Below are 22729 nucleotides of genomic sequence, written 5' to 3' on the forward strand. Positions count from 1 at the left end.
GATGACAACTATGGATAGAAGAAATTTTTTTAAATATGCTGGACTTGGCATGGCTGGCGTTGCAGCCAGTGCGGTAAGTAAAGTGGCATTAGCTGCCATCCCAGAAATCATCACTTCTGAGGTGGCAAATACACAAGAGCCACTATATCCAGGTACAGGACGCCCATATCAGCCGGTCGTCACTTTGAATGGCTGGAGCCTTCCCTGGAAGATGAACAATGGTGTCAAAGAGTTCCACCTTGTTGCGGAACCTGTCGTAAGAGAGATTGCGCCCGGTATGAAAGCGAATCTTTGGGGCTACAACGGCCAAAGCCCTGGTCCAACGATCGAAGTTGTTGAAGGTGATCGTGTCCGTATTTTTGTGACAAACCGGTTACCCGAAAGGACAAGTGTGCACTGGCATGGTCAGCGCTTACCCAACGGTATGGATGGGGTCAGCGGGCTGACACAACCCGCCATTGAGCCGGGTAAAACATTTGTGTATGAATTCGAAGCCAAACGCCCCGGCACATTTATGTATCACCCTCATGCGGATGAAATGCTACAAATGGCCATGGGAATGATGGGAAGTTGGATCACGCATCCAAAAAATCCGAAATTCATGCCTGTTGACCGTGATTTCGTGTTTTTACTGAATGCATATGACATTGAGCCGGGCAGCTTCACCCCTAAAGTGAATACCATGCTTGATTTCAATTTATGGACATGGAATAGCCGGGCCTTCCCAGGAATTGATCCCATTGTGGTCCGTAAGGATGACCGTGTGCGAATACGGATTGGAAATCTTACAATGACAAACCATCCAATTCACATTCACGGCCATGAGTTTGAAGTCACAGGCACTGACGGTGGATGGGTGCCAAAAACTGCACGCTGGCCAGAAGTGACGACCGACATAGCTGTAGGGCAAATGCGTGCTATTGAGTTTATTGCTAACGAACCCGGGGACTGGGCTTTCCATTGTCATAAAAGCCATCACACCATGAATGCTATGGGACATGACTTTCCGACAATGATTGGTGTTAAGCAGAATGATTTGATGAAAAAGATCACTAATCTTGTACCTGATTATATGTCTATGGGTGGGACAGGAATGTCTGAAATGGCTGAAATGAGCGAGATGCAAATGCCACTCCCAAAAAACACGTTACCCATGATGATGGGCAACGGACAGTTTGGATCACTTGAAATGGGTGGGATGTTTACGACCGTGAAAGTCCGAGATGGACTCGCTAAAAATGACTATAAAAATCCAGGTGATTATAAACATCCAAGCGGCACGGTAGCTCATGCAGTTGAAGTGGATCTAACCAAGGTTGAACGTCAAAAGCCTCATACTGAAGGTGAGTTGGAAGTCAATGTCAGAAAACCAATTAACCATTCTGGTCATTAGTATCGTTGTGGCTTAGACTTTGGGTATTGCCCTTAACTAAGACAAACGGCTTGCAAATACGCAAGCCGTTTTGTTACTTACTCCAATGGCCTAAAACCCATTCCCATTGATGTGTTCCATAATTCCAACGCCAATGTGCTTTAACCCATTTTGTTTTACCCAGCGGACGTAACGTTTGCAAATTCTGTAGTCGATCTGCTGGTTTTGGTGGTTTTGGTGGTTTTGGTGTCTTAATTTTAAAAGTAGCCATATACACTCCGAATTAATGACAGTGATACCTACCGGTGTGGCGATCATGATGATAGCCGTTTTTATATGTGCCGCCGGAGTGGGCACGGTCAAGGCTTGAGCAAACTATGATGAGTACAGCAAATAAAGTAATAATCCCGCTTCATACCGAAACTCCCATTTTGAACATTTTAACCTGTTGCAAGTTGAAGAAAGTATGTACAGCTAGTTGCTAAGTAGGCTCTATGGAAACCTTACAGCATAATAACGAGATGAGTTTTGAACTGTAATAAGACATATTTAGTAGGATTCATATGGGCTGCTCTTTAGAACTGGAATGACTGCTCAACACGCTGGAATGACTGCTCAAAATCAATGGAATGCACAATACATTTCCTTGTAATTCAGCATCAATTGTAGAGTCCGATGGTAAATGTTCTTAAATCCCAATATCGGTTAAACTTTAATTGTCTAAAAAATAAGCTATTAACAATAATCTGATATTAAGGGAATGATACATTGGCTTTAATTAAACTTAATCCCAAAAGCTCACTCAATAAAGCTTTTCTGAAGGTCAAACCCAACAGACTTGAAATTGAGAAATTCAAAGCTTATTTAATCGGCCTCCTAGACAATATCAATGAAACTGAGTCAGAAGAGTTTCACAAAAATCTAATTTCTGAGTTTCTCAAAAAGACCTACTACGACCCAAGCTATTACATCAATACAAAGGGTAACAACGATCTAGTTATCCATAATGGTAAAGATGCAAAAGATAGTGTTGCGGTCATTATTGAAGCTAAAAAGCCTACTAATAAAGTTGAGATGCTTAAGCAGGAAAATATCAACACAAAAGGTTTTCATGAGCTTGTCTTATATTTTCTTCGTGAGCGAGTCATACATAAAAATCACGAAATCAAGCTATTAGGAAAAGCCATCGAGCAATCTGGGGCAAAAGCATGGTTCGATGTAGGGAATGCTATAAGCAAAGTTGCCAATAAACTCCCTCCAAAGAATAAATAATACATATTAGCAAGAGTAGGCCAAGATAATTCAAGGGAACCATATGAACCCGTTAGAATGTTCTTTCCGGCCAGACGTCTGCAACAGTCGGCAAAATTAATAATGAAATAACGTAATCAAAAATTGATTTGCGTTTGAAGTCAGCAACTGAGTGAATAGCTAAAACAAACTATCATTACTATGCCGTAATACTAGCCTTCCAATTCTTCAGGTCTTCCATAATCATGGACATTAGATCCTATACAGCATCTACCCTTCTTTTATGGCGTCATAATGAATTAGTCTTAAACCATTCATAACTACCAACAAACTGGCACCCATGTCCGCAAATACTGCCATCCACATGGTTGCGTTTGCAAAAAGAGCGAGTATTAAGAAAATAAACTTAATACCAAGAGCAATAGCTATGTTTTGCCATAAAATGGTATGGGTTTTTTTAGACAGGCGAATTGTTTCTGGCAAACGGCGAAGGTCGTCATTCATCACCAGAATATCAGCAGCCTCCATAGCAGTGTGAGTTCCAGCAGCACCCATTGCAAAACCAATGTCAGCTCTTGCCAATGCCGGTGCATCATTGATGCCATCGCCGGTCATCGCCGTTATGCCATATCTTTGCTGGAGGGCTTCAATTTCTTTAAGTTTATCTTCTGGTAATAAATTTCCTTTAATCTCAGTGATCCCAGCCTGCAGTCCAACGTTTTGTGCTGTTGCTGAATTGTCCCCAGTCAACATGACTGGAGTAACACCTAATTGCTTCAATTCTTGAATTGCAATAGTAGAGAATGGTTTGATAGTGTCTGCGACTGCAAAAACTCCCAGTACCTTCTCGTCATTCGCAAGCAAGGACACTGTTCTTCCGGCATTCAAATACGAACTAAGCTGAATTTCCAGGTTTTCAGTATTAAGATTAAGCTCTTTAATCCATCGATGATTGGCTAGGTAGTAAGTTTTATTTTCGATTAAGCCTTGGACACCTCTACCGGCGACTGCTTTAAAATCTGCCACATCTTTTAATGTGGCAGATGAATCTTCAGATATTGCTTTGGAAACAGGATGATCAGATCTATATGCCAAACTGACAGCAATACTCTCGATTTCAGCTTTATTTATATCACTATCAATGAGCGCAAAGGCCACTAACTTAGGTTTGCCTGCAGTGATTGTCCCTGTTTTATCTAATGCCACAGCTTTAATCTTGCGTGCTTCTTCAAGATAGACGCCCCCCTTAATTAAAATGCCTCGTTTTGCTGCCGCAGCTAAACCACTGACAACCGTCACAGGTGTAGATATTACTAAAGCACATGGGCAGGCTATCACTAACAATACCAAGGCCTTGTAAATGGATTGCATCCAGGTCCAACCCATCAACCAAGGCATCAAAAGTGCAACAGCAAGTGCGAGCACAAATACAGCGGGTGTGTAAACTGCCGCAAATCTATCTACAAACCGTTGAGTAGGGGCTCTTGACCCTTGGGCTTGCTCAACAGCGGTAATGATTCTAGAGATCGTGCTGTTTGTCGAAAGCGCAGTTACTCTGATTTCCAACTCAGCTGCTTGGTTAATGGTGCCTGCGTATACTTCGTCTGCAGGGGATTTATCAATCGGCAAGCTCTCTCCAGTAACTGGAGACTGATCAACTGCGCTTTGGCCTGCAGTAACAATCCCGTCTAGAGGGATACGCTCGCCTGGCTTGATACGTACTTTTGCGTCTAGCTGAATATTTTTAACTAAATCTCGTCCCCATGAGCCATCCGATTGTTGAACCTCTGCATTCTCAGGAGTGAGGGCCATCAAACTTTTGATGGCATTACGAGCTCTATCCACTGCCTTGGCTTCGATAGCTTCCGCAATAGCGTAAAGTGCCATCACCATTGCTGCTTCAGGCCACTGGCCGATTAAGAAAGCACCAGTGACGGCTACTGCCATTAACGCATTGATATTTAAGCGACCTTTTATAAGTGCTTTTAGGCCTTTCACATAAACATCCAATCCGGCCATGACAATTGCAATGCCTGCCAAGGCCATGCCCAGGTTGTTAACTTCCTGAGCGTCCGGGAACGAAAAATCAAGTATCTCAGCCACTGCCGACAAAGTTAATGCAACTAGTAATTTTCCCCAAGTTTCCCAAAAGCCCTTTTCCAGTTCTATCACGCTTGAGGAGTCAGAGTCTTCATCAATCAGATTTGGAGTAAAGCCTGCCTTACGAATGGCCTCCATGGCTTGTAAGACGCTTTTCGCATCCGCATCAATTACTAACTCCCTTTTGCCCAAGTTAAATCTAAGACTGCGTATGGTTTCGATTTTTCCTAAAGCACGACGAATTTCTGCTTCCTCGGCCGCGCAATCCATTTCATCAATTCTAAATTTGGCGAAGTCATTTCCTGTAGAAGGGCCAAGACTTGCTTCACTAGTACTATCCTCACTGATTTCAGTTGTCATCTCCTCAGGTGTACTGCTACAACAATCCTGACAGCTTTTATCATTGCTTTTAGTGCGTTTTGAATCATTCACGGCATGCTCCTAATGAATTCATAAAATTTAAATAATTTGTTGGGGCTGCAAGCACCCCTGAGCCTTGTACGGTAATTAATTATTTTTGCCAGTAGTTACTTTTTGATTTGCTTCTCTTCTGGTTTCCATCCAGTCATAAGCAACGGGTAAGAAAACTAATGTCAATGCTGTTGCAGTTAACAAACCACCAATGACCACCACAGCAAGTGGACGCAGAATTTCAGAACCTACGCCTGTCGCAAGCAGAAATGGAATCAGTCCGAAAATTTCGACCATTGCCGTCATCAACACGGGTCTCAAGCGAAGGGTTGTGCCTTCTAACACAGCTTCATCAATGGTTTTTCCTTCTTCACGAAGGCTATTAATGAATTCGACCAATACAATACCGTTCAACATGGATACCCCGAATACAGCTATAAATCCGATAGCAGCTGGTACTGAAAGGTATTGCCCTGCGATTGCCAGTGAGAAAATGCCACCAATCGCTGCAAATGGCACATTGGCGATAATCAGGCCTGCATATCGAAGTGAATGGAATGCCGTATATAGAAGGACGAAAATTAAGCCGATGGTGAGTGGGACAATGATTGCCAGCTTGGTCATTGCACGCTGCTGGTTCTCAAATGCACCACCCCATTGAATCCAATAACCAGTAGGCAGTTTTACTTTCTGATCAATGGCCGCTTGGGCTTCTTTAACAAAACCATCAATATCGCGACCTTGAACGTCCATTTGGATAACTGCATAACGCTGCAACTGCTCACGTCTAACAAACGAATAACCTTCTTCGGTCTCAACACTTGCTACTTGTGAGAGTGGTATTAATGCACCTTGTGCGGTCGAGATTGGAATGTCATTAATTGCTCGAATATCGCTTCTATATTCCGGCTGGAGCCAAACTTGGATGGCAAATCGTTTAACACCATCAATCAGCGTGGATACTGGTTTACCACCAATTCCTGATTGCACCACTTGGAGCACATCATCAGCGTTGATGCCATAACGCGCAATTGCCTCTCTATCAACGTTAATGATAAGTTGAGGCTTACCTACATTAGCCTCCAGAGCAAGATCAGTTACACCGTTCACCTTAGCAACAACGCCTTTTACCTGATTGGCAATACGGTCAATGGTAGCAAGATCCTCACCGTAGACTTTTGCAGATAAAGTCGCCCTGACACCGGAGATCAACTCTTCCACACGGGATTGAATTGGCTGCGAAGCCGATATCACAGCTTCAGGAACATCTTTCTCAACTTGTGCTTGTAGATTTGCTGCCAGCTCGCCATAAGTAATATGTTCAGGCCAAGCATCCACCGGCTTCAAGTGAACCAGAATTTCCATGTAGTTCACATCGGCAGTCTCACCTTTTTCAGGGCGACCAATCATGGCAAGGCTGCTTCGAACTTGAGGCATTTTTTTCAAACTTTTAGCCACACGATCTGAAACTGAAATCGATTGCTCCAATGAGGTGGAGGGGATGCCAGTCACTCGAAAGAGAATGTCCTGCTCTTGCAGATTTGGCATAAACTCTTTGCCCAAAAATGGGAACATCGCCAGTGCAGCTATAAAGGCAATACCAGTTGCACCAACAACGATTTTTTTGTGTGCAAGGCTTAATTTAAGAAGAGAGATATACTTAGGTTTCAACAGGCGAATCAGCCAGGGATCTTTTTCTTCCTTAGGTTTTAAAACCAGGGAGCAGAGAACCGGGATCAGCGTTAGCGTCAAAATCATCGAACCAATCATCGCAAACGTCATGTTGATTGCCAGCGGCTTGAACAGTTTTCCCTCTAGCCCAGTAAGAGAGAAGATGGGGAGAAATACGACTGTAATGATGAGCACGCCAAAGGTAATCGGATTGATGACTTCTCTTGAAGCGTCAAGCACGATTTTGGTTCTATCAACACTTTGGCCTGCATAATGGGCTAATCGACGGAAGCAGTTTTCTACAAGAACCAGCGGGCCATCAATTGTCATACCCAAGCCAATAATTAAGCCACCCAGCGACATAAGATTTGCAGATATCCCATATCTCTCCATGAAGATGAAGGCAATCAAGCGTCCCATTGGTATCGCAACTACAACAACCAGAGCAGAGCGTACCTCGCCAAGTAGCATGAAGAGCACAGCAATCACAAGTAAAGCACCTTCAACCATTGCTCGATCAGCCATGTTGATAGCTTTATCAATGATTGCTGTACGGTCATAAACCGTTTCCAGTATTACACCTTTAGGTAAGGTAGCTTTAACCAGCTTCAGTTTTTCTTTGGCAGCATCAACAACTTGCTGAGCATTTTCACCAATTCTGGCAAGCACCATGCCCAACACCACTTCTTTACCATCCTGAGTAACAGCTCCAAATCTGGGACCAGCACCTTCAATGACTTTGGCGATATTTTCTACATAAACTGGTGTGCCCTGATTTTCAGAAACAACGATACGTTCTATGTCGCGGCTATTTTTAACTAAACCCATACCGCGAACTAAGAATTGTTCTTGCCCAATATTGAGGTATTGACCTCCAACTTGATGATTGTTAGCGGTTAATCTCTCAATTACTTCTGAGAATGTCAGTCCATATTTAAAAAGGTTTTGAGGGTCGATTTGAACTTGGAATTGTTTCTCGTTGCCACCCCAAGAGGTGATATCGTCAACACCAGGTACAGTACGCATCACCATTCTTACATTCCAATCATGTATGGTCCGTAAGTCAGTGGTTGATTGGTTGTCCGACTTGAGGGTATACCAAAGCACCTGACCTAAACCAGAAGTGTTTGGCCCCAGGGTTGGTTCTCCATATCCTGCTGGCATTCTGGAGCGTGCATCTGCTAATTTCTCACTTACCAGGAAGCGAGCTTGCTGGATGTCTGTGGAGTCAGTGAAATAAACGCTGACATAAGACAGTCCAAAAAGTGAGACAGACCTGATTTCCTCAATCCCTTTTAAACCGGCTAAAGAGCTTTCTACTGGAAACGTAATAAGTTTTTCGACATCTTCGGAAGCAAGTCCTGGTGATTCCGTGTACACGTTAACTTGTACTGGTGTGACATCTGGGAAAGCATCTAATGGTACCAGCTGCCAGGCCCTGACACCAAAGAAGGCAGCAACGATAAATGCCAGAATGACCAGTAGCTTGTATTTAAGCGCAGCCTCTAATATCCAATTAAGCATATTGTTCTCCTAGTGCTCATCGCTAATTTGAGATTTGAGCTGCCTGGCTTTAAGAGCATACACGCCAGTCTGAACAACCATCTCACCTTCAGTGAGGCCAGATTTAATTTCAATTAACTCGTTATATCTGGCACCTAACTCAACTGCCCTCGAAATGAAGCCTCCATTTTTTAAGTTTACATAAACGTTGGGAATGCCTTGTACCATGACGACTGCTGCATTTGGAACTACCAGCACTTGCTTGGTACTAGTGTGGCTAAGTAGTACTTTCGCAAACATATCTATCCGTAGTTTAAGGTCAGGGTTGGGAAGCTCTATTCTCGCTTTGACTGTTCGAGTCGTCTTATCAACCATGCTTGATAGGTAGTTTACTTTTCCTTCAAAAACTTCATTTGGGTAAGCAGTCACTGTCACACTTGCTGATTTACCAACAGCTAATGATTGCAAGTCGCTTTCTGGTACATCTGCATCAATCCATACAGAGGACATGTCTGCAATAGTGAAAATGGTATTCGCTGGACTTGCTAACTCACCAATTACGACATTTTTCTCAATGACAGTGCCATCAAATGGAGCCTTGAGCAGATAGGTTGAGCCATTTTGTTCTGATAAGCCACCGTACATACGTAATCTCTCAGAGTCTGCATAAAGTGACGACTTAGCTCTCTCCAAAGCAGATTGGGATTCAATGAATTGTTTCTGTGGTACAACCTTATCTTCGTACAGCCTTGAAATCCGATCAAAATTAGCCTGAGCAAGAGCTAAATCTGTTTTTGAGCTTCTATACTGCGCTCTTGCTTCACCCATCTGAATACTGTCGATTTCAGCTAAAGTCTGGCCCGTCTTAACACGGTCTCCCAGATTGGCAATTACTTTAGAAAGCTTGCCTTCAATCCGAGGAGTGACGTGAGCAAGTTTGTTTTGATTCGCCTGAATGTTGGCGGTAAATATCAATTGATCTTGGACAGATTGCTTGAATACCGGGGCAATGGTTAATTGGCTCTGTTGGATGTCAGCATTGTTCAGCTTGATGACATTTTCACTGGGGTCACTCTCTTTGGTTGAAGAGGAGATTGTTTCAGTTTCAGGGGTTGAAGCTTCTTTAGAACTGCACCCAGTAAGAAGCATGAAAAAGATAATTGCTGAGAAAATCAGTGCAAATACATATAGTTGTTGGAGGAACTTTAGCATTATAGTTTCCTATTCTTTTACGGCCGAAGCCATTGGTGATAGCCAGCCGGATATATATTCCAGTTCAATCTGAACTAAGCGCAAATCCTTTTGTGCATCGATAATGTCGCGTTGTGCATCTACAACTTGTCGTTGCACAATCAATAATTGAGGCAGTCCTATTTCACCATTCTCAAAAGCTTTTTTGGAAAGAGTCAGGTTCTCCTCTAGTTTTGGATAAACCTCACTATTTAAGCGCTTAACTCGATCACGAATATTGTCTCGGCGCAGCCAGGCTGCTTCGATAGTAGCTTTGGCATTACGCGTTTCAGAAGTCAGGTTGATTTCCGACTGCGTGAGTTCGGCTGTTGCTCTGCCGATGCCCGCAGCGTTCCTACGGAAAATGGGCAAGGGCATGGATACACCGATGGATGAAATATTGTCGCTGCCTGCCAGACTTGCCTCAGTAGTGTTGATAAGAGACACAGTCAAATCTGGATAGCGCATGCTTTTCTGTAGTTCCAAACGTGATCTGGCTGAAGCTTCTTTACTCGTCAGGGATTGGATGCCTGGGCGAGTATCAAGCTTGGTGAATAGGTCCTGAAGTGTGTACTGTGTTTGAACAGGGGTTAATTCCCCAGCGACCTCGGGAAAATCATTTGCCTTAAGCTGCATGGTGGCTGCTAGTTGAGTTCTTGCACGTATTAACTGCTCATTTAAAGATATTAGTTGGTTACGCGCACGCTCAGCATCAACGATAGCCAGGTTTCCATCCAGCAAACTGTCTTCTCCGGCGCTCACTCGCTTTCTTGACAATTGAGTATTCTGTTCAATGAGTCTAAGGATATGCTGCTCAACTTCTATTCGTTTCTGGACAGCAAGCACAGTAATAAACTGCTCTTCTAATTGCGCATGCAATGCCCGATACTCTTCTGCAATGTCTTGGGCAATAGCGGTTTTGCTCTTATCAGCGGCTTGCCTACGAAAACGTTGCTGACCTGCAATCTCAAATGTTTGAGAAATACCTATGCCATATTCACCGCGATAAGGATCTAACGCACCTGTTTGAGCAATACGGCGCGTTCTGCCTTCAAGATTAAGTGTAGGATTGTAATAAAGAGGACCAGAAGCGTCTTGAAATTCACCAGCTGGAATACTCTGATTGGCGATTAAGCGTTTAAGACCTGGATTGCTCTGGGCAGCAATATTCCATGCCGCTTCAAGCGTTAATGGTTCAGCTTTGATAGCAGAGCAAATTAAGAAAGCTAATACAAATAGCCATCTTATAGATGTAGATTTATACAAGGTAAGACCTCATTCGTTAGTTCAATAATCAAGATGCGTGAATCTCTTCAGCATCTTAGAAAAATTGGCTAAACGAGCGCAGGGGGCCTGTAGAGGCTTTTCAGGACTGGATTGGTGAATTGATCATTAGATTCGACATTATAGATTGTCGTATCTAATGGTAAAACTTGGTTTGTGGCCTCGGCCGTAACAATGCCAAGAATGTGCGCAGAAATATGGCAAGCATGATTACAAAATGACTCAGGTAGAGTCGTATTGCTAACCTCTTTACCTGAATGCATTGCCGACCTCTGAATCAAATGAATGTCTTGCTTTACAGTTTGCGCAGTAACTGAATCATCAAATAAAACTTCAGGCGAGAATGCCCACGCCGTTGAGCTCAAGACTGAGATCAGCGTAAGAAAAGCCATGAATTTTTTGAAAATTTGAAGCATACACTTCAAATTTAACAATAACCCTTTGATTAGTCAATCATTTCCGTGTATCAAAATGTACTGAACCACAATGCATATTGATTTCCATAAATTGCTGCAAAATCTGCAGGGTAAAAATTCTTGATTCTGCAAAACTTGCAGGGTTTATGATAGTTTTATAAATAAACCCTTTAAAATCAAATAAATAAAAGTTGGCATATGGCTTGCTAATTACTAATGATTGCCATTAGACAGCTAAGCCAAATGTTTTTAGATAATTTAAAATCAAATATCACAAAGTATCTATCATTTCCACGGACTCAGACCGCATGGATCACACTGGCTTCGTTATTTATCATGGGCACTGGCAACATTTCGCTTTGTCAAAACCTGCTTAGAACATATCCACTTAGTTTTAACAATCTTCCATTTCTGGTCTCGTTATTCATATTCTTTTTCGTAACACTTGCAATTGTTACTCAAATACTCTGTGTAGGTAAATCTGCAAAATGGGTTTTGGCCATTCTTTTGATTGTTTCCTCACTCAATGCATACTTCATGGATAGCTTTGGAGTAGTCATTGACCACACGATGATGGATAACGTAGCCCAAACTGACGGTAGAGAATTGCAAGGATTAATTTCATTTGAGTTGATAGCTAGATTAATAATCTTAGGTCTTATTCCGGCATTTTTTGTGATTAGATATTTCCCTGAAAAACTGAATTTATCGCAAGAGTTAAAAAGCCGCTTCAAAACCATTTCCACCCTGTCTCTGACAGCTGTATTGGTAGTAATACCATTTACTGCTGGTTACGCTTCATTTATTAGAGAACACAAAATTGTAAGGTTTTATGCCAATCCAACATTTTCAATTTATTCGGCGTATAAATATATAAATCAAGAAGCCAAGGTATTTGAAGCCCGTAACGTCCCCTTAAAGTCTATTGCAGCAGACGCTTTCAGAAGTTCAGAAAGCAATCATAAGCGGAAGCTAATGATTGTCGTTGTGGGCGAAACTGCAAGGTATGACAGGTTCTCATTGAATGGGTATCAGCGATTAACTAACCCTAACCTACAAGCCACAAATGTGGTGAGTTTTAGTAACGTTTCATCCTGCGGCACCTCCACCAGTGTCTCTGTTCCTTGCATGTTTTCTTCATTAGGCCAACGTGGTTATGATAAGGAGTCAGCGCTTCAGCAAGAGAATGTGATAGATGTATTAGCCAGGAACGGCGTCGATGTTTTATGGCGTGACAACAATTCTGATTCAAAAGGTGTGGCACTTAGAGTTGAATATCAGAATTTTCAATCAACGAACCTGAATCCAATCTGTGATCCCGAGTGCAGGGATGTTGGCATGCTCGAAGGCCTTGATAAACATATTCAGTCGAAAGGTGAAAAGGACATACTCATCGTCTTGCATCAAATGGGTAATCACGGGCCTGAATATTTCAGACGTTACCCAGCAGCATTTGAGAAGTTTAGCCCGGTATGTAAATCGAATGAGCTCAAAGATTGCACTAAGCAACAAATCGACAATGCTTACGATAATGCGATTCTCTACACCGATTACTTCTTATCTAAAGTGATCAAGTTTCTGAAGCCATACGAAGAAAACTACGATGTCGGCATGATTTACATCGCCGATCATGGTGAGTCTCTAGGCGAATATGGGATGTATCTTCACGCAGCGCCTGTTGTGATTGCTCCCAAAGAACAAACAAAAATTCCACTGATTGTATGGACTGGAAACTCCTCCGCATTCCCAGAGAGCCATTTGAGGCAGCACAAAAATCTTGCACTGAGTCACGATGATGTCTTCTGCTCGTTGTTAGTGGTATATGACTTCAACAGCAAAATGTGTAAGCCATATATTGAAGCCGCAAGACATTTACAAAATTCATTAGATCATGATGCTGTTACTGCTGTAGAAGATAAAGATTTATCAAGTTAATTTTAAATATGCAATTTCGGGAGAAAAACGATGTTGAAAAAACTGGATGCCGAACTAAACATTCATCAAACCGCACTACGTATCCGCAGTCAGCGACAAGAATTGCTTTCTTCAAACATCGCAAATGCTGATACACCCCAATATAAAGCCCGTGATATTGATTTTAAAGCTGCTATGCAATCAGCTATGCAGCAAGCAGCTGGGGCTAATCCTGTAGAGCAACGAGCCAGCCTCTTAAATCAAACTAATAGTGAACATAAGAGTGGTGATGTAGATCAAGTAAAGGGGCACGCTGGAGATGTTCTATTTCGCTCCCTTGTACAAGGCTCTGTAGATGGTAATACTGTAGATATGGATTTAGAGAGAAATGCGTATGTGGACAACAGTGTTCGTTATGAAGCAGGCTTAACTTTTGTGACAGACAAAGTTAAAGAAATGATGACTGCGATTAAAGGTGAAAACTAACTGACAATATCTTTAGATAAAGGGTTGCATTCCAATCATATGCTAGACACCTAAATGGACGTAAGGCTCTGAGTCAAAAACGGATGAATGTCTCTAAATAAACTGCACCCAGTTTTAGAGGGCACTCCGATTGCTACTGCAGTATCATCCTCAGGATTTATAGAGATTGAGAAAATACTCAATGCTATTAGTGTTTAACCAGATTACAATTCTTTTTATTGTTATTTAAAGTCGCGGAATGTGAGTTATGAATTCAAAAAGCCATAAACCTACTGCACATTCTATAACGCCATCTACTGCAAAACTCATGCAATTGCGTGCAGGTAAAGGACCTGGGATGTTGAGTCAGGAGGAAGTGGAATTATTGCGAAAAAGTAAAAATGAGATTTCCGAAGCCTGCCAAAAACAGTTTAAGTTAATCGCGGATAATTCAAAATAGAAACTTGATGTGTTTAGGTTTATGGTCGAACACTCGTAGCACAATTGCTCCATCACTTATCGTGGCCCTCAAGCCAGAAAGACTGACTTGAGGGCCATCACAATTCCTTTCGATTAATTGTTATCTCGCTAATTCGTTAGAACCCACTGAACGATAGTTTTGATATCTTCGTCTTTGACGCGGGGACTATTAGGCGGCATCGGAATAGCTCCCCAACACCGCTCCCGCCAGCTTTCACTTTAGCAATTAGTCGTGGCTCAGCCTCTTTGTCTCCTTTATATTTTGCGGCAACTTCCTTATAGCTGGGCTCAGAAAGATATTCAGATAAACCGGTAGCAGTAGCATTTGGACCAATAAAAGGATTGGTGTTGCAGCAAGCAATAAACGCGCATCCGCACGGCCAAGATGCGAAAAGGTGACGACATAATCGATACAGGGTGTCAGTAGTACCAGCAAGAAACCCAGTTTTAACATGGAAATTTCAGGGAGTAACTGGATTAATAATCCAACCAACATTGGAATCACTAGAAAGTTAGTGATTAATAAAGCTGCTATGAATTTTGTTTGTTTAAACGCATTCTTAAGCTCTGCAATGGGGACTTGGAGGAATGTAACAAACAACATCAATGCCAATGCCGGATTAATTAAAGCCTCCATACTGGAAGTATTGATTGGCAACGTAAATGCCACTAATGCAGCGATGATGACCATCGAAAAATAAATGATGATCTGATGTTGTTCTAATTTTTCGCGGATGTGATTCATAGAGTTAACCAAAGAGTTGATTGGGTTTTGAGATAGCCTGCAAAAGATTATAATTATATTTCAACAATCATTGAAATATAATTCTCTGGAATGGCATTATTTTTTATAGCAAACATGTAAGACCAAACAAGGTAGCGAACATGAGAGTCATGAATGAGAAGCAGGCTTTATCCAGCTTTGCGGCGATATCGCAAGAAACACGATTAAAAATTGTCAGATTACTGGTTGTGGCTGGCGCAGATGGATTATCCGCTGGAGAGATTGCCGAAAAGCTCGGGAGTGCCGCTCCCTCACGCATTTCGTTTCATTTATCTCATCTTGAGAAAGCAGGACTTGTTATCAGTCGCAGAGATGGCAGATCCATTATCTATAGTGCTATTTTTACAGCATTATCTGATCTTGTGGCTTTTTTAATGCATGACTGTTGCGAAGGCCATTGCAAGTATTGCGATGATGCCATTGCATTATTTGCTAAATGCGAAGGTCGTCCAACTTAGAACTTAATGCAAGGCGTAGTCAGAACGGATCTGAATCCCTTGCGACGGATGCCTCCCACTAGGTAATTCTAATACTTCAGTATCAGACGCATTCTTTGCATTATGCATGTCGACTGAAATGCGCATACGCACGAACTTCATGTGGGAGAACTCGTACAGAATTAAGTGCCCCCTTTAAACAAAGCGCGAGCGGCAACATTCTTTGGTAATTTTAAATACGCTGGTAGTGAGCGTTCGTAACCTCCCTTATAGTGATATGTCGTATCACGAACATTAGGTACTAACTCGGCACCACCTATAGGACATTTCATCTTTATCATCCATTATCGAGACCCTGTTTCAGAATTTCAATCTGCCTAATTGCCGAGGCCGTTACCTCATCATAAATACCTTGATCTTTCAAAAAATCTTCGAAGTTCCCCCCTGCATGAGGGTTGTTTTTACTAGTGTCTGGCAAGCCTTTAAATAGCCCTATCATCTTTTGCAAGTTATCCAAATGTTCAGATGGTTCTTCTTGTACATCCCATACTTGTTCAACACTTATGCCCATAGCATTTGCAACTGCATTAGCTCCTATCGCTAAAAATACCGTATAAAATGCGTGGCTGTATTCGCTGATATCTTCCTCTTCTTCCACGATCCGGATATAAGCACTGATGTCTCTGTTATCAGCTAAAAAATGAGCTGCGTTGAAGTCTTTAAGGGATGCCACATTAATCTTCTTTGTCATTTTGAAGTATGAATATTTTCCTGTGTAACAACTTTCACTCTTTCCTAAGTTCTTGAGGAACCGGCTTAAGGATTATTGAGTTATCTTTAACTCGGATATCAACTTCATCCCCAATACGCAATTTTAGTAACTCAAAAAATTCATGTGGTATTTCTAATTCAAATCCATCATCAATTTGTTTTAAGGTAGTTCGCATCGACATAGGCAAATAAATGAACAATATATTGTTCATTATCCCATCAAATGGGTATCGTACCCTAGTGGTATGAGGTCAAATATTCGTTAATTATTAGAATTTATAATGGCTCATCCCAGAAATGACCAATATGTTGCGTGGTTATATATTGGTCGCAAAGGAAAGATGCAAGTTCCCCAAAAATAGGAATTTGCAATGGATCTCAAAAAAGCCTTTGGAAAGGTTTTTGCCCGATCAAGAAAACAAGCGGGCTTAGTGCAAGAGGATTTTGAGCCAATAACTTCACGATCGTATATTAGCTACATTGAGCGAGGAGAGGTGTCTATAACTATGGATAAATTGAACGCATTATCAGAAGTTATGGGCATGCATCCAGTATCTATGGTTTTTCAAGCATATCTTGCATACGATAAAGATATATCTGCTTTAGATCTAATGGCTAGAATTATGGAAGATCTTAAGAAGTTGGAAGATTAGTGTCACAACATAATAATGCTGTAACTCGGTAGATAATAACTAATGGTCAGTTAAGTGATAATACGCATTTGTTATGAAGCTTTAGCGGCCTCATCAATTCTTCTTATCAATAGGCTGGCAAACACTAAATATTGAGCTGCTTTAATTTCATCTAAGTCATGATTCAATGAATGAGCTTTAGGATTTCTAATTCCTTGATAGGCACCTTGAATTATTTGGATAAAACCTTTCTGGTCATTTTTACCAGATTCACTTTCTAATTCACTTAGTATCAAATAGGGGTTTTCTAATGACAAAGCTTGAATAACAAGCTTGGAGCCATCTTCTTTAATGCCCGTTCTGCTTCTAATTAAATCAAATATCGCTGTAATAGAGTTCAGTACAGCTTCACGAATATGGCCATCTTTATATTGAGTTAGGCTACTAGCAGTAATAATTGGATGTAGTAAGTCTTCAAATCCAATGACTCTTGGTTCGTTAGTGGCATTTCTCTCATATTCCTCGGCTTGCAATTCACAAGCAGGGATATCAAATTTGATAATATCTTTATAGTCTACAAATTGTCCAAACCTAATGTGCCTAGACATATTTCCAACATTGCTATTATCCAATTGTTTTTGAGTGAATAATTGATTTAACTGTTGCCAATCTTGTCTTAAATATCCTTGAACTAACCTGGCTGCTTCATCATTTTCATCATTTAGATGTTCAATGCAATCCATAGCCTTAAAGTTTATTTCACGGAGAATGTGGTAAACATTGGCAGTCCATTCAAGCATATTTATTCCTGGTTTTATAGATTGTTTTGATAGGGGCCTGTTTTTTGCAGACTGGTATCCGCAGATTTATTCAATAATGCGTCATTCATGATGCATGTAGTAGTCTTTAATTTTTGTTCTTTCTTCATCATCAACTCGCTTAATAATATCATTCATTTTATTTACGTCATCTTCAGTTAAATACCCTTGCTTCTTTAGGTTTATAGGTAATTCTCAAGAACATTTGATTTGGCTTAAATTTCTTGTGCAGAATATCGTGAGCGAAATAATGCGAAAGCTACACATACGGTGTTTGAATTGAAACCATATGCTAGGTATCTCTCTTTTAAAAATGAAAGATTTTCATTTAGAAACAATTCAAAACTTGTTGTTATGTGTTCTTTTTCAATATTTGGTTGATTGAGCAAAGCCTCAATATTTTTCTTATCACTTAGGTTTAACTTTTTATCTGTGCTGACCATTACTATTTTATTGTTAGCTGAAAGAGCACACTTTATTGATGTGTTCTCGACTCGAGCATAGTTTTTACTTATGGCTGCTCGAACATAACCCTGATGGTTTGTTATATCTTTTTTATTAAGTTTCGAAACGTAATCTAAATTTGCCAAGATATGGATTGGCGAGTGTTTTAACATAATGTGATCAACAACTTCTTGATTAAATCCAACCTTGTTTAGTTCTGATTTAGCTACACTTGAGTCGGCATTTTGAAATCTGATATGGTAAGGTTTTCGGCTTATTTCGAATGAAATTGCCGTTACATTTCGTCCAGTTTTGTGTTTTCGAAGAGATATATCGTATTCAGTATGTGTATTAATTTGTTTGATTGCAGGTTGAATCACTCTTGAGTTTAAAAATTTAAACTCAATTAAATACCCTTGGTGTTCTTTAATAGGTTGTAATTTGTTAACGAAATCTTCGATTGATGTGGGTTTTGTTGCATAAGTCTCATTCCCAATTATCATTTCGTATATCAAAGCAATGTAGTAACTTTTTAGTGCTTTTAAGCTTGAAATATCTAATGTAATAAATCTATGACTTGTTTTTTGAAGCTCAAAGAGTGTTTTATTTATTTCGAATCTAATACCATCATTTGATGTAAGTACTTTTATAGGTTGATTGATAACTTTGATCTGCCCAGCTTGGTTGCTAAATCGTAGATCATTTAGGCCAAGTAACGTGTCTCGAATATCTGAGTTGGAGGTTACCGATGCAATTTTCTTTATTGCAGAAACTTTAATCAAACCTGATTGCTGCTCTGAAATAAAGCCTACGCTGAGAAGCGCATTGAAAAACCTCCATTGAAGGATGGTGATAACTTTATTTCTATCATTAAAAAAAATTAAATCTACAAGGTTAATCCCTTTAAGAAATGGTTCAGGATTTTTCGTAGAGTTATGCATATGTTACTGAGGTAATTATCCAGCAGTCAGTGGAGTAGGGTGCTTTAACCAGGATTTCGTCATCGACAGATTTCCCAATACAAGCTCTTGCGATAGGCGAGTCAATAGAAATGTAGTCTTTTCTCTCATAAATTTCCTCAGGGCCAACAATCCTAAATTTAAGCTCTTTACCATTTTCATCTTCTAAAGTTACCCAAGCCCCAAAAAAGGCTTTTCCCTCTTGTTGAGGATCGTAGTCAACTACTTTAATGTCTCTTAAAGTGACCTCAAGAAATCGAATGCGTCTATCGATTTTACGTAATGCTTGTTTATTTGTTTGATAGTCAGCATTGTCTGATCGATCTCCTAGGCTTGCAGCCCACGCAACCATTTTTGTGATTTCTGGGCGCTCCTCTTTCCATAAGCGATTATGCTCAGCAATAAGCTTTTGGTAACCTTCTCTAGTAATTATTTTTGATTTCATTACATACTATCCAGTGCTTTTTTAATTGCCGATAACGTCCCTGCTTTAAAAATTATTTCGCCTCTCTCATTCTCATATTCTCCATATTCTGTAGGCTTGAAATTCCATTTGTTTTGAAATCTTTCGGAGATTAAATATTCGAGCGCTCTCCGTTCTATATCATCAAGTTTACACAATGGTTCCGACTGAGATTTGTGATCATACACATCAATTCTTAGGCTTGGCGGGAGGATTTCTTTTAACTTTTGATTTGCAGATTTAAGCTCTGCAGCCATTATTAGTACCAGTAATTTATGCTTGGGATTAGCAATTTCTTCAATCCAATCCTCATCTTTTCTAGGGGTATCTATTTTTATTTTTTTAGGGGTAGATTCTAGAAAAGCCCGTAAAAGTGCTCTATAGGGTTCTCCTGATTTATTTCTGATACTTTGCGCTTGTGGAACACCGCGCTTATGTCCAAGTTTTGCTATGGTGACTATAGAAAAGTCATCAAGCCCTCTCTCTTTTTGCTCAATGCAGATTTCGTAAATAGCATCCAAGGTTACTTGAGTCTTTTTCGAGGCATTTTCCTTTAGTTTTGATAGTATCTCAGCTGGATTCATTCATTCCTCCTAACATCCCGCTTTCAATTTTAGTTATGAATTTAATTTCTGTAGGATATATTTGTTCATCATCACTGAGATCTTGTAAGAGAATTTCTCCATGCAAAACTTGATTGATTTTCGACCAAGTTTTAAGTCTATTTTTTAACAGCTTGAACATTTCATTCCCAGCAATTAGCTGCTCTGATTCAGAAAGCAGAAACATTTGAGGAGCAATCCCATTAACGTATGCCATTTGATCAAGAAGTTGAGTCCTTGGTAAGATGGCATTTTTTGCAGATGCTGATCTATAAATTGTCGCATTTTCACAAACCTCTTGAAGTTGCTGAAAATACGAAGACTCGTTAATCTCGATTTGAAGCTCAGAGTCTTGCATGGTTATTAGAGAAAAAATATTTTCATCATTATTTTGTGTTGTTGATTCTTTATTTATGATGCTTTGGTTGAGTTTGACTAATTTGTAAGCTGATTGAATATCACATAAGTAAACATCAAGTTTTTTTGCTGCATTTTCATAATCTGATTCTAAAACTCTTATTGTCGATTCAAGCTCCTGTCTTTCAAATTGATTTAATTTTTCTCCACGAATGTTTGCTAGGTATTCTTCTCGATCAATAGCGTTTAATCTGTCCGTTACCACATTAATTTCTTTTTGCAGCTCGTTACATTTTTCAGTTTGAATATTTGCTTGTAGTAAGATTTCATTTGTTATGGATAAAAGTCCACCCAAGTAGGCGGGACCAGTCAAAAAATGTCTGCATCGAATGCAGTTTTGTGAACCAATGTATCCGGAAGGAACGGGTGATCTAACTTGGGATGCGCCAATAATATCGCCCCCATCATCACATCTTGAGGCAGCAAATGGGCAAATTCCGAAATCTCTAAATACAAAATTACCTGCGGGAATTGCATTCGTTAAGGATGCAAGCAATTCTGAGTTTGATGCTACTAAATGATTTTTAACTTCTTCAATTCTATTTTGTTCAATAACCTTTTGGGTAGAAATTGCTTGTGATTTGAGAGCAATTTTTTCTCCCTCCTCAAGCTTTTGTCTGATATCACTGTTTGTGACTTTGCAATAGTAGATGGTCATTACAACTGATGAGTGACCCACAATTTTCATCACAATTTCCACCGGCATACCCATTTCCATTATGTATGCGGTTATTAAACTTACTCTCATGGAGTGAGGTGTGTACTTGGATTCGTATCCAGATAGAGATGCCAAGCTTTTATTGCAAGTCGCTAACCTAAGGTTGCTTGGCTGAATGTTGTATAAAGTAGCTGCTAATCGGGGTGCAAGCGCATTTGATATGTTCTTAGGCTCTATATCCTTAAATGCCCTGAATAAAAAACAGTTTATACCCTTAGCTTTTAACTGAGTGACATTAAAATTAGTTCGCTTGCAATCGCTCCAGGTTGTTGGGCTGTTGATTGAGTTGTATTTTTGCTGCCACTTCCTGAGTATAATCAACCAATAAGCCAAGTCTTCTGGCATCCAAGGGATTGAGTAAGATTTTCCATCGTTTTTGGTTTTGTTCGTTGTTACAAATGTACCAAGTTGCCCATCCTCTGACATTTGCATAATGAACGATTGTTTTGATGTAAGACCAGCAAGTGGAGAAGGGTTCTTATGCCAAATAATCCGCCCTGTCTCATCGAGGTCAGCAATAAAGTTATCAGCTTCTCCTGAGTCGTTATATGCAATTTGAATGCCACGCAAAGGTATCTTGGTAAGGGCATATAAATGTAACCAATCAATAGGAACCCAAATATAAAACTGACTCCCAATTCTTTTATAAACGCAATTTTTGTCGTTTCTATCTATCAAACTCTCATCAACTTGAATCCAATCAGCATCGAATACTTGTAGATGTTTTAAGTCTTTGAATGATTTTGCATGATGAGGCACTAACCACTCCTGTGCTTTTTTAACAAAATGATATTGAAGATAGGGCTTTGTTGTTTCGTTTGGTGCGCTACTTGAATATTGGTTTGTTGGGACATATAAGAATGGATTCCTTGCATCTAATACTCTTTCAATTTCTCCAGTTTCTTCATCTTCAAATGTAAGCTCATTCTCGATTACATAATCAAGAAACTCATTAACTGCAACAATCATTTTTCTTTGCAAGTTTTGTGCTGCTAGATTGTTTACTAATTCTCTAAATGCTCTGACATCCACTTTTTCTTTGGTTAAAAGTTCAGTCGGTGATTTACTTTTATCAACTCTCTCAATAAAAAAACGCACGAATCTACATAGGTGACTTAGCTTGGTTTGCCCCCCCTTAGCTACCTTCATGAACTCATCAATTTTTATAGCCCATTGCCTAAAGTCTTGATGGATAAATATAGTTGTGAATGGCTCCTCTTTGCCAAGAAACTTATACCAATTCTCCCAAGTGTTCGCATATACACCTTGTGGATCTAAAGGAAATGTCGGGTCATTTAAGCTTAAAATAAATTTTTTGTAAGACTTTTGTGAGTCAATATTATTTCGTTGAACAACCCTTTTTAGGTCGCTGTAGGATAAAAACTCTGGAATATCAAAGAAATCTTTGTAACTTATCCATTCAAACGAATAAGTTCTCTCTGGGTGAGCTGGAAAACCATGGAGACTGTATTCTCTTTTGTAATCAACACTGTTACGAATGCCCAGACTCTTACATTCTGCTTTGAGTTCGACAAGAGTATATTTTGTGCCTCGAATGGCTTTAGTAATCGATCTGCTATCGTGCAT

The 22729-nt window shown here is 40.2% G+C and carries 20 protein-coding genes and 1 pseudogene; 7 read left to right on the forward strand and 14 right to left on the reverse strand.

Features of this window, described 5'->3' with window-relative positions:
* Position 1: 1 nt before the first annotated feature.
* On the forward strand, positions 2–1393 hold the full coding sequence (locus ACT6RZ_RS04400) for a multicopper oxidase family protein (protein ID WP_444700974.1): 1392 nt from the start codon (positions 2–4) through the stop codon (positions 1391–1393).
* Positions 1394–1466: 73 nt separating this feature from the next.
* Here ACT6RZ_RS04400 and ACT6RZ_RS04405 read toward each other — a convergent pair whose 3' ends face one another.
* A complete protein-coding gene (locus ACT6RZ_RS04405; RefSeq protein WP_444700975.1) occupies positions 1467–1643 on the reverse strand; it encodes a hypothetical protein in 177 nt (58 codons plus the stop codon).
* 497 nt (positions 1644–2140) lie between these two features.
* Between ACT6RZ_RS04405 and ACT6RZ_RS04410 the strand changes: the two genes are divergently transcribed.
* A complete protein-coding gene (locus ACT6RZ_RS04410) occupies positions 2141–2644 on the forward strand; it encodes a DUF7149 domain-containing protein (protein ID WP_444700976.1) in 504 nt (167 codons plus the stop codon).
* Positions 2645–2893: 249 nt separating this feature from the next.
* Here ACT6RZ_RS04410 and ACT6RZ_RS04415 read toward each other — a convergent pair whose 3' ends face one another.
* The 4 genes from ACT6RZ_RS04415 to ACT6RZ_RS04430 form a co-directional block, all read right to left on the reverse strand.
* Positions 2894–5155: a heavy metal translocating P-type ATPase gene (locus tag ACT6RZ_RS04415; protein ID WP_444700977.1), complete on the reverse strand. Its 2262-nt coding sequence runs from the start codon at positions 5153–5155 to the stop codon at positions 2894–2896.
* A gap of 75 nt (positions 5156–5230) precedes the next feature.
* Positions 5231–8329, reverse strand: a complete 3099-nt coding sequence (locus tag ACT6RZ_RS04420) for an efflux RND transporter permease subunit (RefSeq protein WP_444700978.1) — start codon at positions 8327–8329, stop codon at positions 5231–5233.
* Positions 8330–8338: 9 nt separating this feature from the next.
* A complete protein-coding gene (locus ACT6RZ_RS04425) occupies positions 8339–9520 on the reverse strand; it encodes an efflux RND transporter periplasmic adaptor subunit (protein WP_444700979.1) in 1182 nt (393 codons plus the stop codon).
* Positions 9521–9529: 9 nt separating this feature from the next.
* Positions 9530–10804: a TolC family protein gene (locus ACT6RZ_RS04430; protein WP_444700980.1), complete on the reverse strand. Its 1275-nt coding sequence runs from the start codon at positions 10802–10804 to the stop codon at positions 9530–9532.
* Between the two features lie 677 nt (positions 10805–11481).
* Between ACT6RZ_RS04430 and ACT6RZ_RS04435 the strand changes: the two genes are divergently transcribed.
* The 3 genes from ACT6RZ_RS04435 (at position 11482) to ACT6RZ_RS04445 (ending at position 14077) form a co-directional block, all read left to right on the forward strand.
* Positions 11482–13173, forward strand: coding sequence for a phosphoethanolamine transferase (locus ACT6RZ_RS04435; RefSeq protein ID WP_444700981.1), 1692 nt, complete (start codon positions 11482–11484; stop codon positions 13171–13173).
* Positions 13174–13203: 30 nt separating this feature from the next.
* Positions 13204–13638 (forward strand): flagellar basal body rod protein FlgB, encoded by a 435-nt coding sequence (gene flgB, locus ACT6RZ_RS04440; protein WP_444700982.1) that lies wholly within the window; start codon positions 13204–13206, stop codon positions 13636–13638.
* A 247-nt stretch (positions 13639–13885) separates the two neighbouring features.
* Complete coding sequence (locus ACT6RZ_RS04445) at positions 13886–14077, forward strand: hypothetical protein (RefSeq protein ID WP_444700983.1); 192 nt, start codon at positions 13886–13888, stop codon at positions 14075–14077.
* A gap of 128 nt (positions 14078–14205) precedes the next feature.
* Here ACT6RZ_RS04445 and ACT6RZ_RS04450 read toward each other — a convergent pair.
* Both ACT6RZ_RS04450 and ACT6RZ_RS04455 read right to left on the reverse strand, forming a co-directional pair.
* Positions 14206–14384, reverse strand: a pseudogene (locus ACT6RZ_RS04450) (c-type cytochrome); the annotation flags it as partial.
* Positions 14324–14842: a hypothetical protein gene (locus tag ACT6RZ_RS04455; RefSeq protein WP_444700984.1), complete on the reverse strand. Its 519-nt coding sequence runs from the start codon at positions 14840–14842 to the stop codon at positions 14324–14326. The gene ACT6RZ_RS04455 and the pseudogene ACT6RZ_RS04450, both read right to left, overlap by 61 nt.
* Positions 14843–14982: 140 nt before the next feature.
* On the opposite strand from ACT6RZ_RS04455, the gene ACT6RZ_RS04460 reads away from it, so the two are divergent.
* Complete coding sequence (locus ACT6RZ_RS04460) at positions 14983–15339, forward strand: ArsR/SmtB family transcription factor (RefSeq protein WP_444700985.1); 357 nt, start codon at positions 14983–14985, stop codon at positions 15337–15339.
* A 316-nt stretch (positions 15340–15655) separates the two neighbouring features.
* Here ACT6RZ_RS04460 and ACT6RZ_RS04465 read toward each other — a convergent pair whose 3' ends face one another.
* Complete coding sequence (locus tag ACT6RZ_RS04465; RefSeq protein ID WP_444700986.1) at positions 15656–16051, reverse strand: hypothetical protein; 396 nt, start codon at positions 16049–16051, stop codon at positions 15656–15658.
* A gap of 52 nt (positions 16052–16103) precedes the next feature.
* The gene (locus tag ACT6RZ_RS04470) at positions 16104–16301 is read right to left on the reverse strand and encodes an AbrB/MazE/SpoVT family DNA-binding domain-containing protein (protein WP_444700987.1); all 198 of its coding nucleotides are present in this window, start codon (positions 16299–16301) and stop codon (positions 16104–16106) included.
* 159 nt (positions 16302–16460) lie between these two features.
* Here ACT6RZ_RS04470 and ACT6RZ_RS04475 point away from each other — a divergent pair, with 159 nt between their 5' ends.
* Positions 16461–16742, forward strand: coding sequence for a helix-turn-helix domain-containing protein (locus ACT6RZ_RS04475; RefSeq protein WP_444700988.1), 282 nt, complete (start codon positions 16461–16463; stop codon positions 16740–16742).
* A 71-nt stretch (positions 16743–16813) separates the two neighbouring features.
* Here ACT6RZ_RS04475 and ACT6RZ_RS04480 read toward each other — a convergent pair whose 3' ends face one another.
* The 5 genes from ACT6RZ_RS04480 to gmtZ form a co-directional block, all read right to left on the reverse strand.
* Positions 16814–17521: a TIGR02391 family protein gene (locus ACT6RZ_RS04480; RefSeq protein ID WP_444700989.1), complete on the reverse strand. Its 708-nt coding sequence runs from the start codon at positions 17519–17521 to the stop codon at positions 16814–16816.
* Positions 17522–17754: 233 nt separating this feature from the next.
* Positions 17755–18924, reverse strand: coding sequence for a replication initiation protein (locus ACT6RZ_RS04485; RefSeq protein ID WP_444700990.1), 1170 nt, complete (start codon positions 18922–18924; stop codon positions 17755–17757).
* A complete protein-coding gene (gene greB / locus ACT6RZ_RS04490; protein WP_444700991.1) occupies positions 18917–19387 on the reverse strand; it encodes a transcription elongation factor GreB in 471 nt (156 codons plus the stop codon). Before greB ends, ACT6RZ_RS04485 begins: the two co-directional genes overlap by 8 nt.
* Positions 19387–19989, reverse strand: coding sequence for a gamma-mobile-trio protein GmtX (gene gmtX, locus ACT6RZ_RS04495; protein ID WP_444700992.1), 603 nt, complete (start codon positions 19987–19989; stop codon positions 19387–19389). Before gmtX ends, greB begins: the two co-directional genes overlap by 1 nt.
* The gene (gene gmtZ, locus ACT6RZ_RS04500) at positions 19976–22729 is read right to left on the reverse strand and encodes a gamma-mobile-trio integrase GmtZ (protein ID WP_444700993.1); all 2754 of its coding nucleotides are present in this window, start codon (positions 22727–22729) and stop codon (positions 19976–19978) included. The genes gmtX and gmtZ overlap by 14 nt, the downstream gene beginning before the upstream one ends.

Origin of the sequence: Methylophilus sp. (genome assembly GCF_052437885.1) — a bacterium.
Classification (GTDB): domain Bacteria; phylum Pseudomonadota; class Gammaproteobacteria; order Burkholderiales; family Methylophilaceae; genus Methylophilus.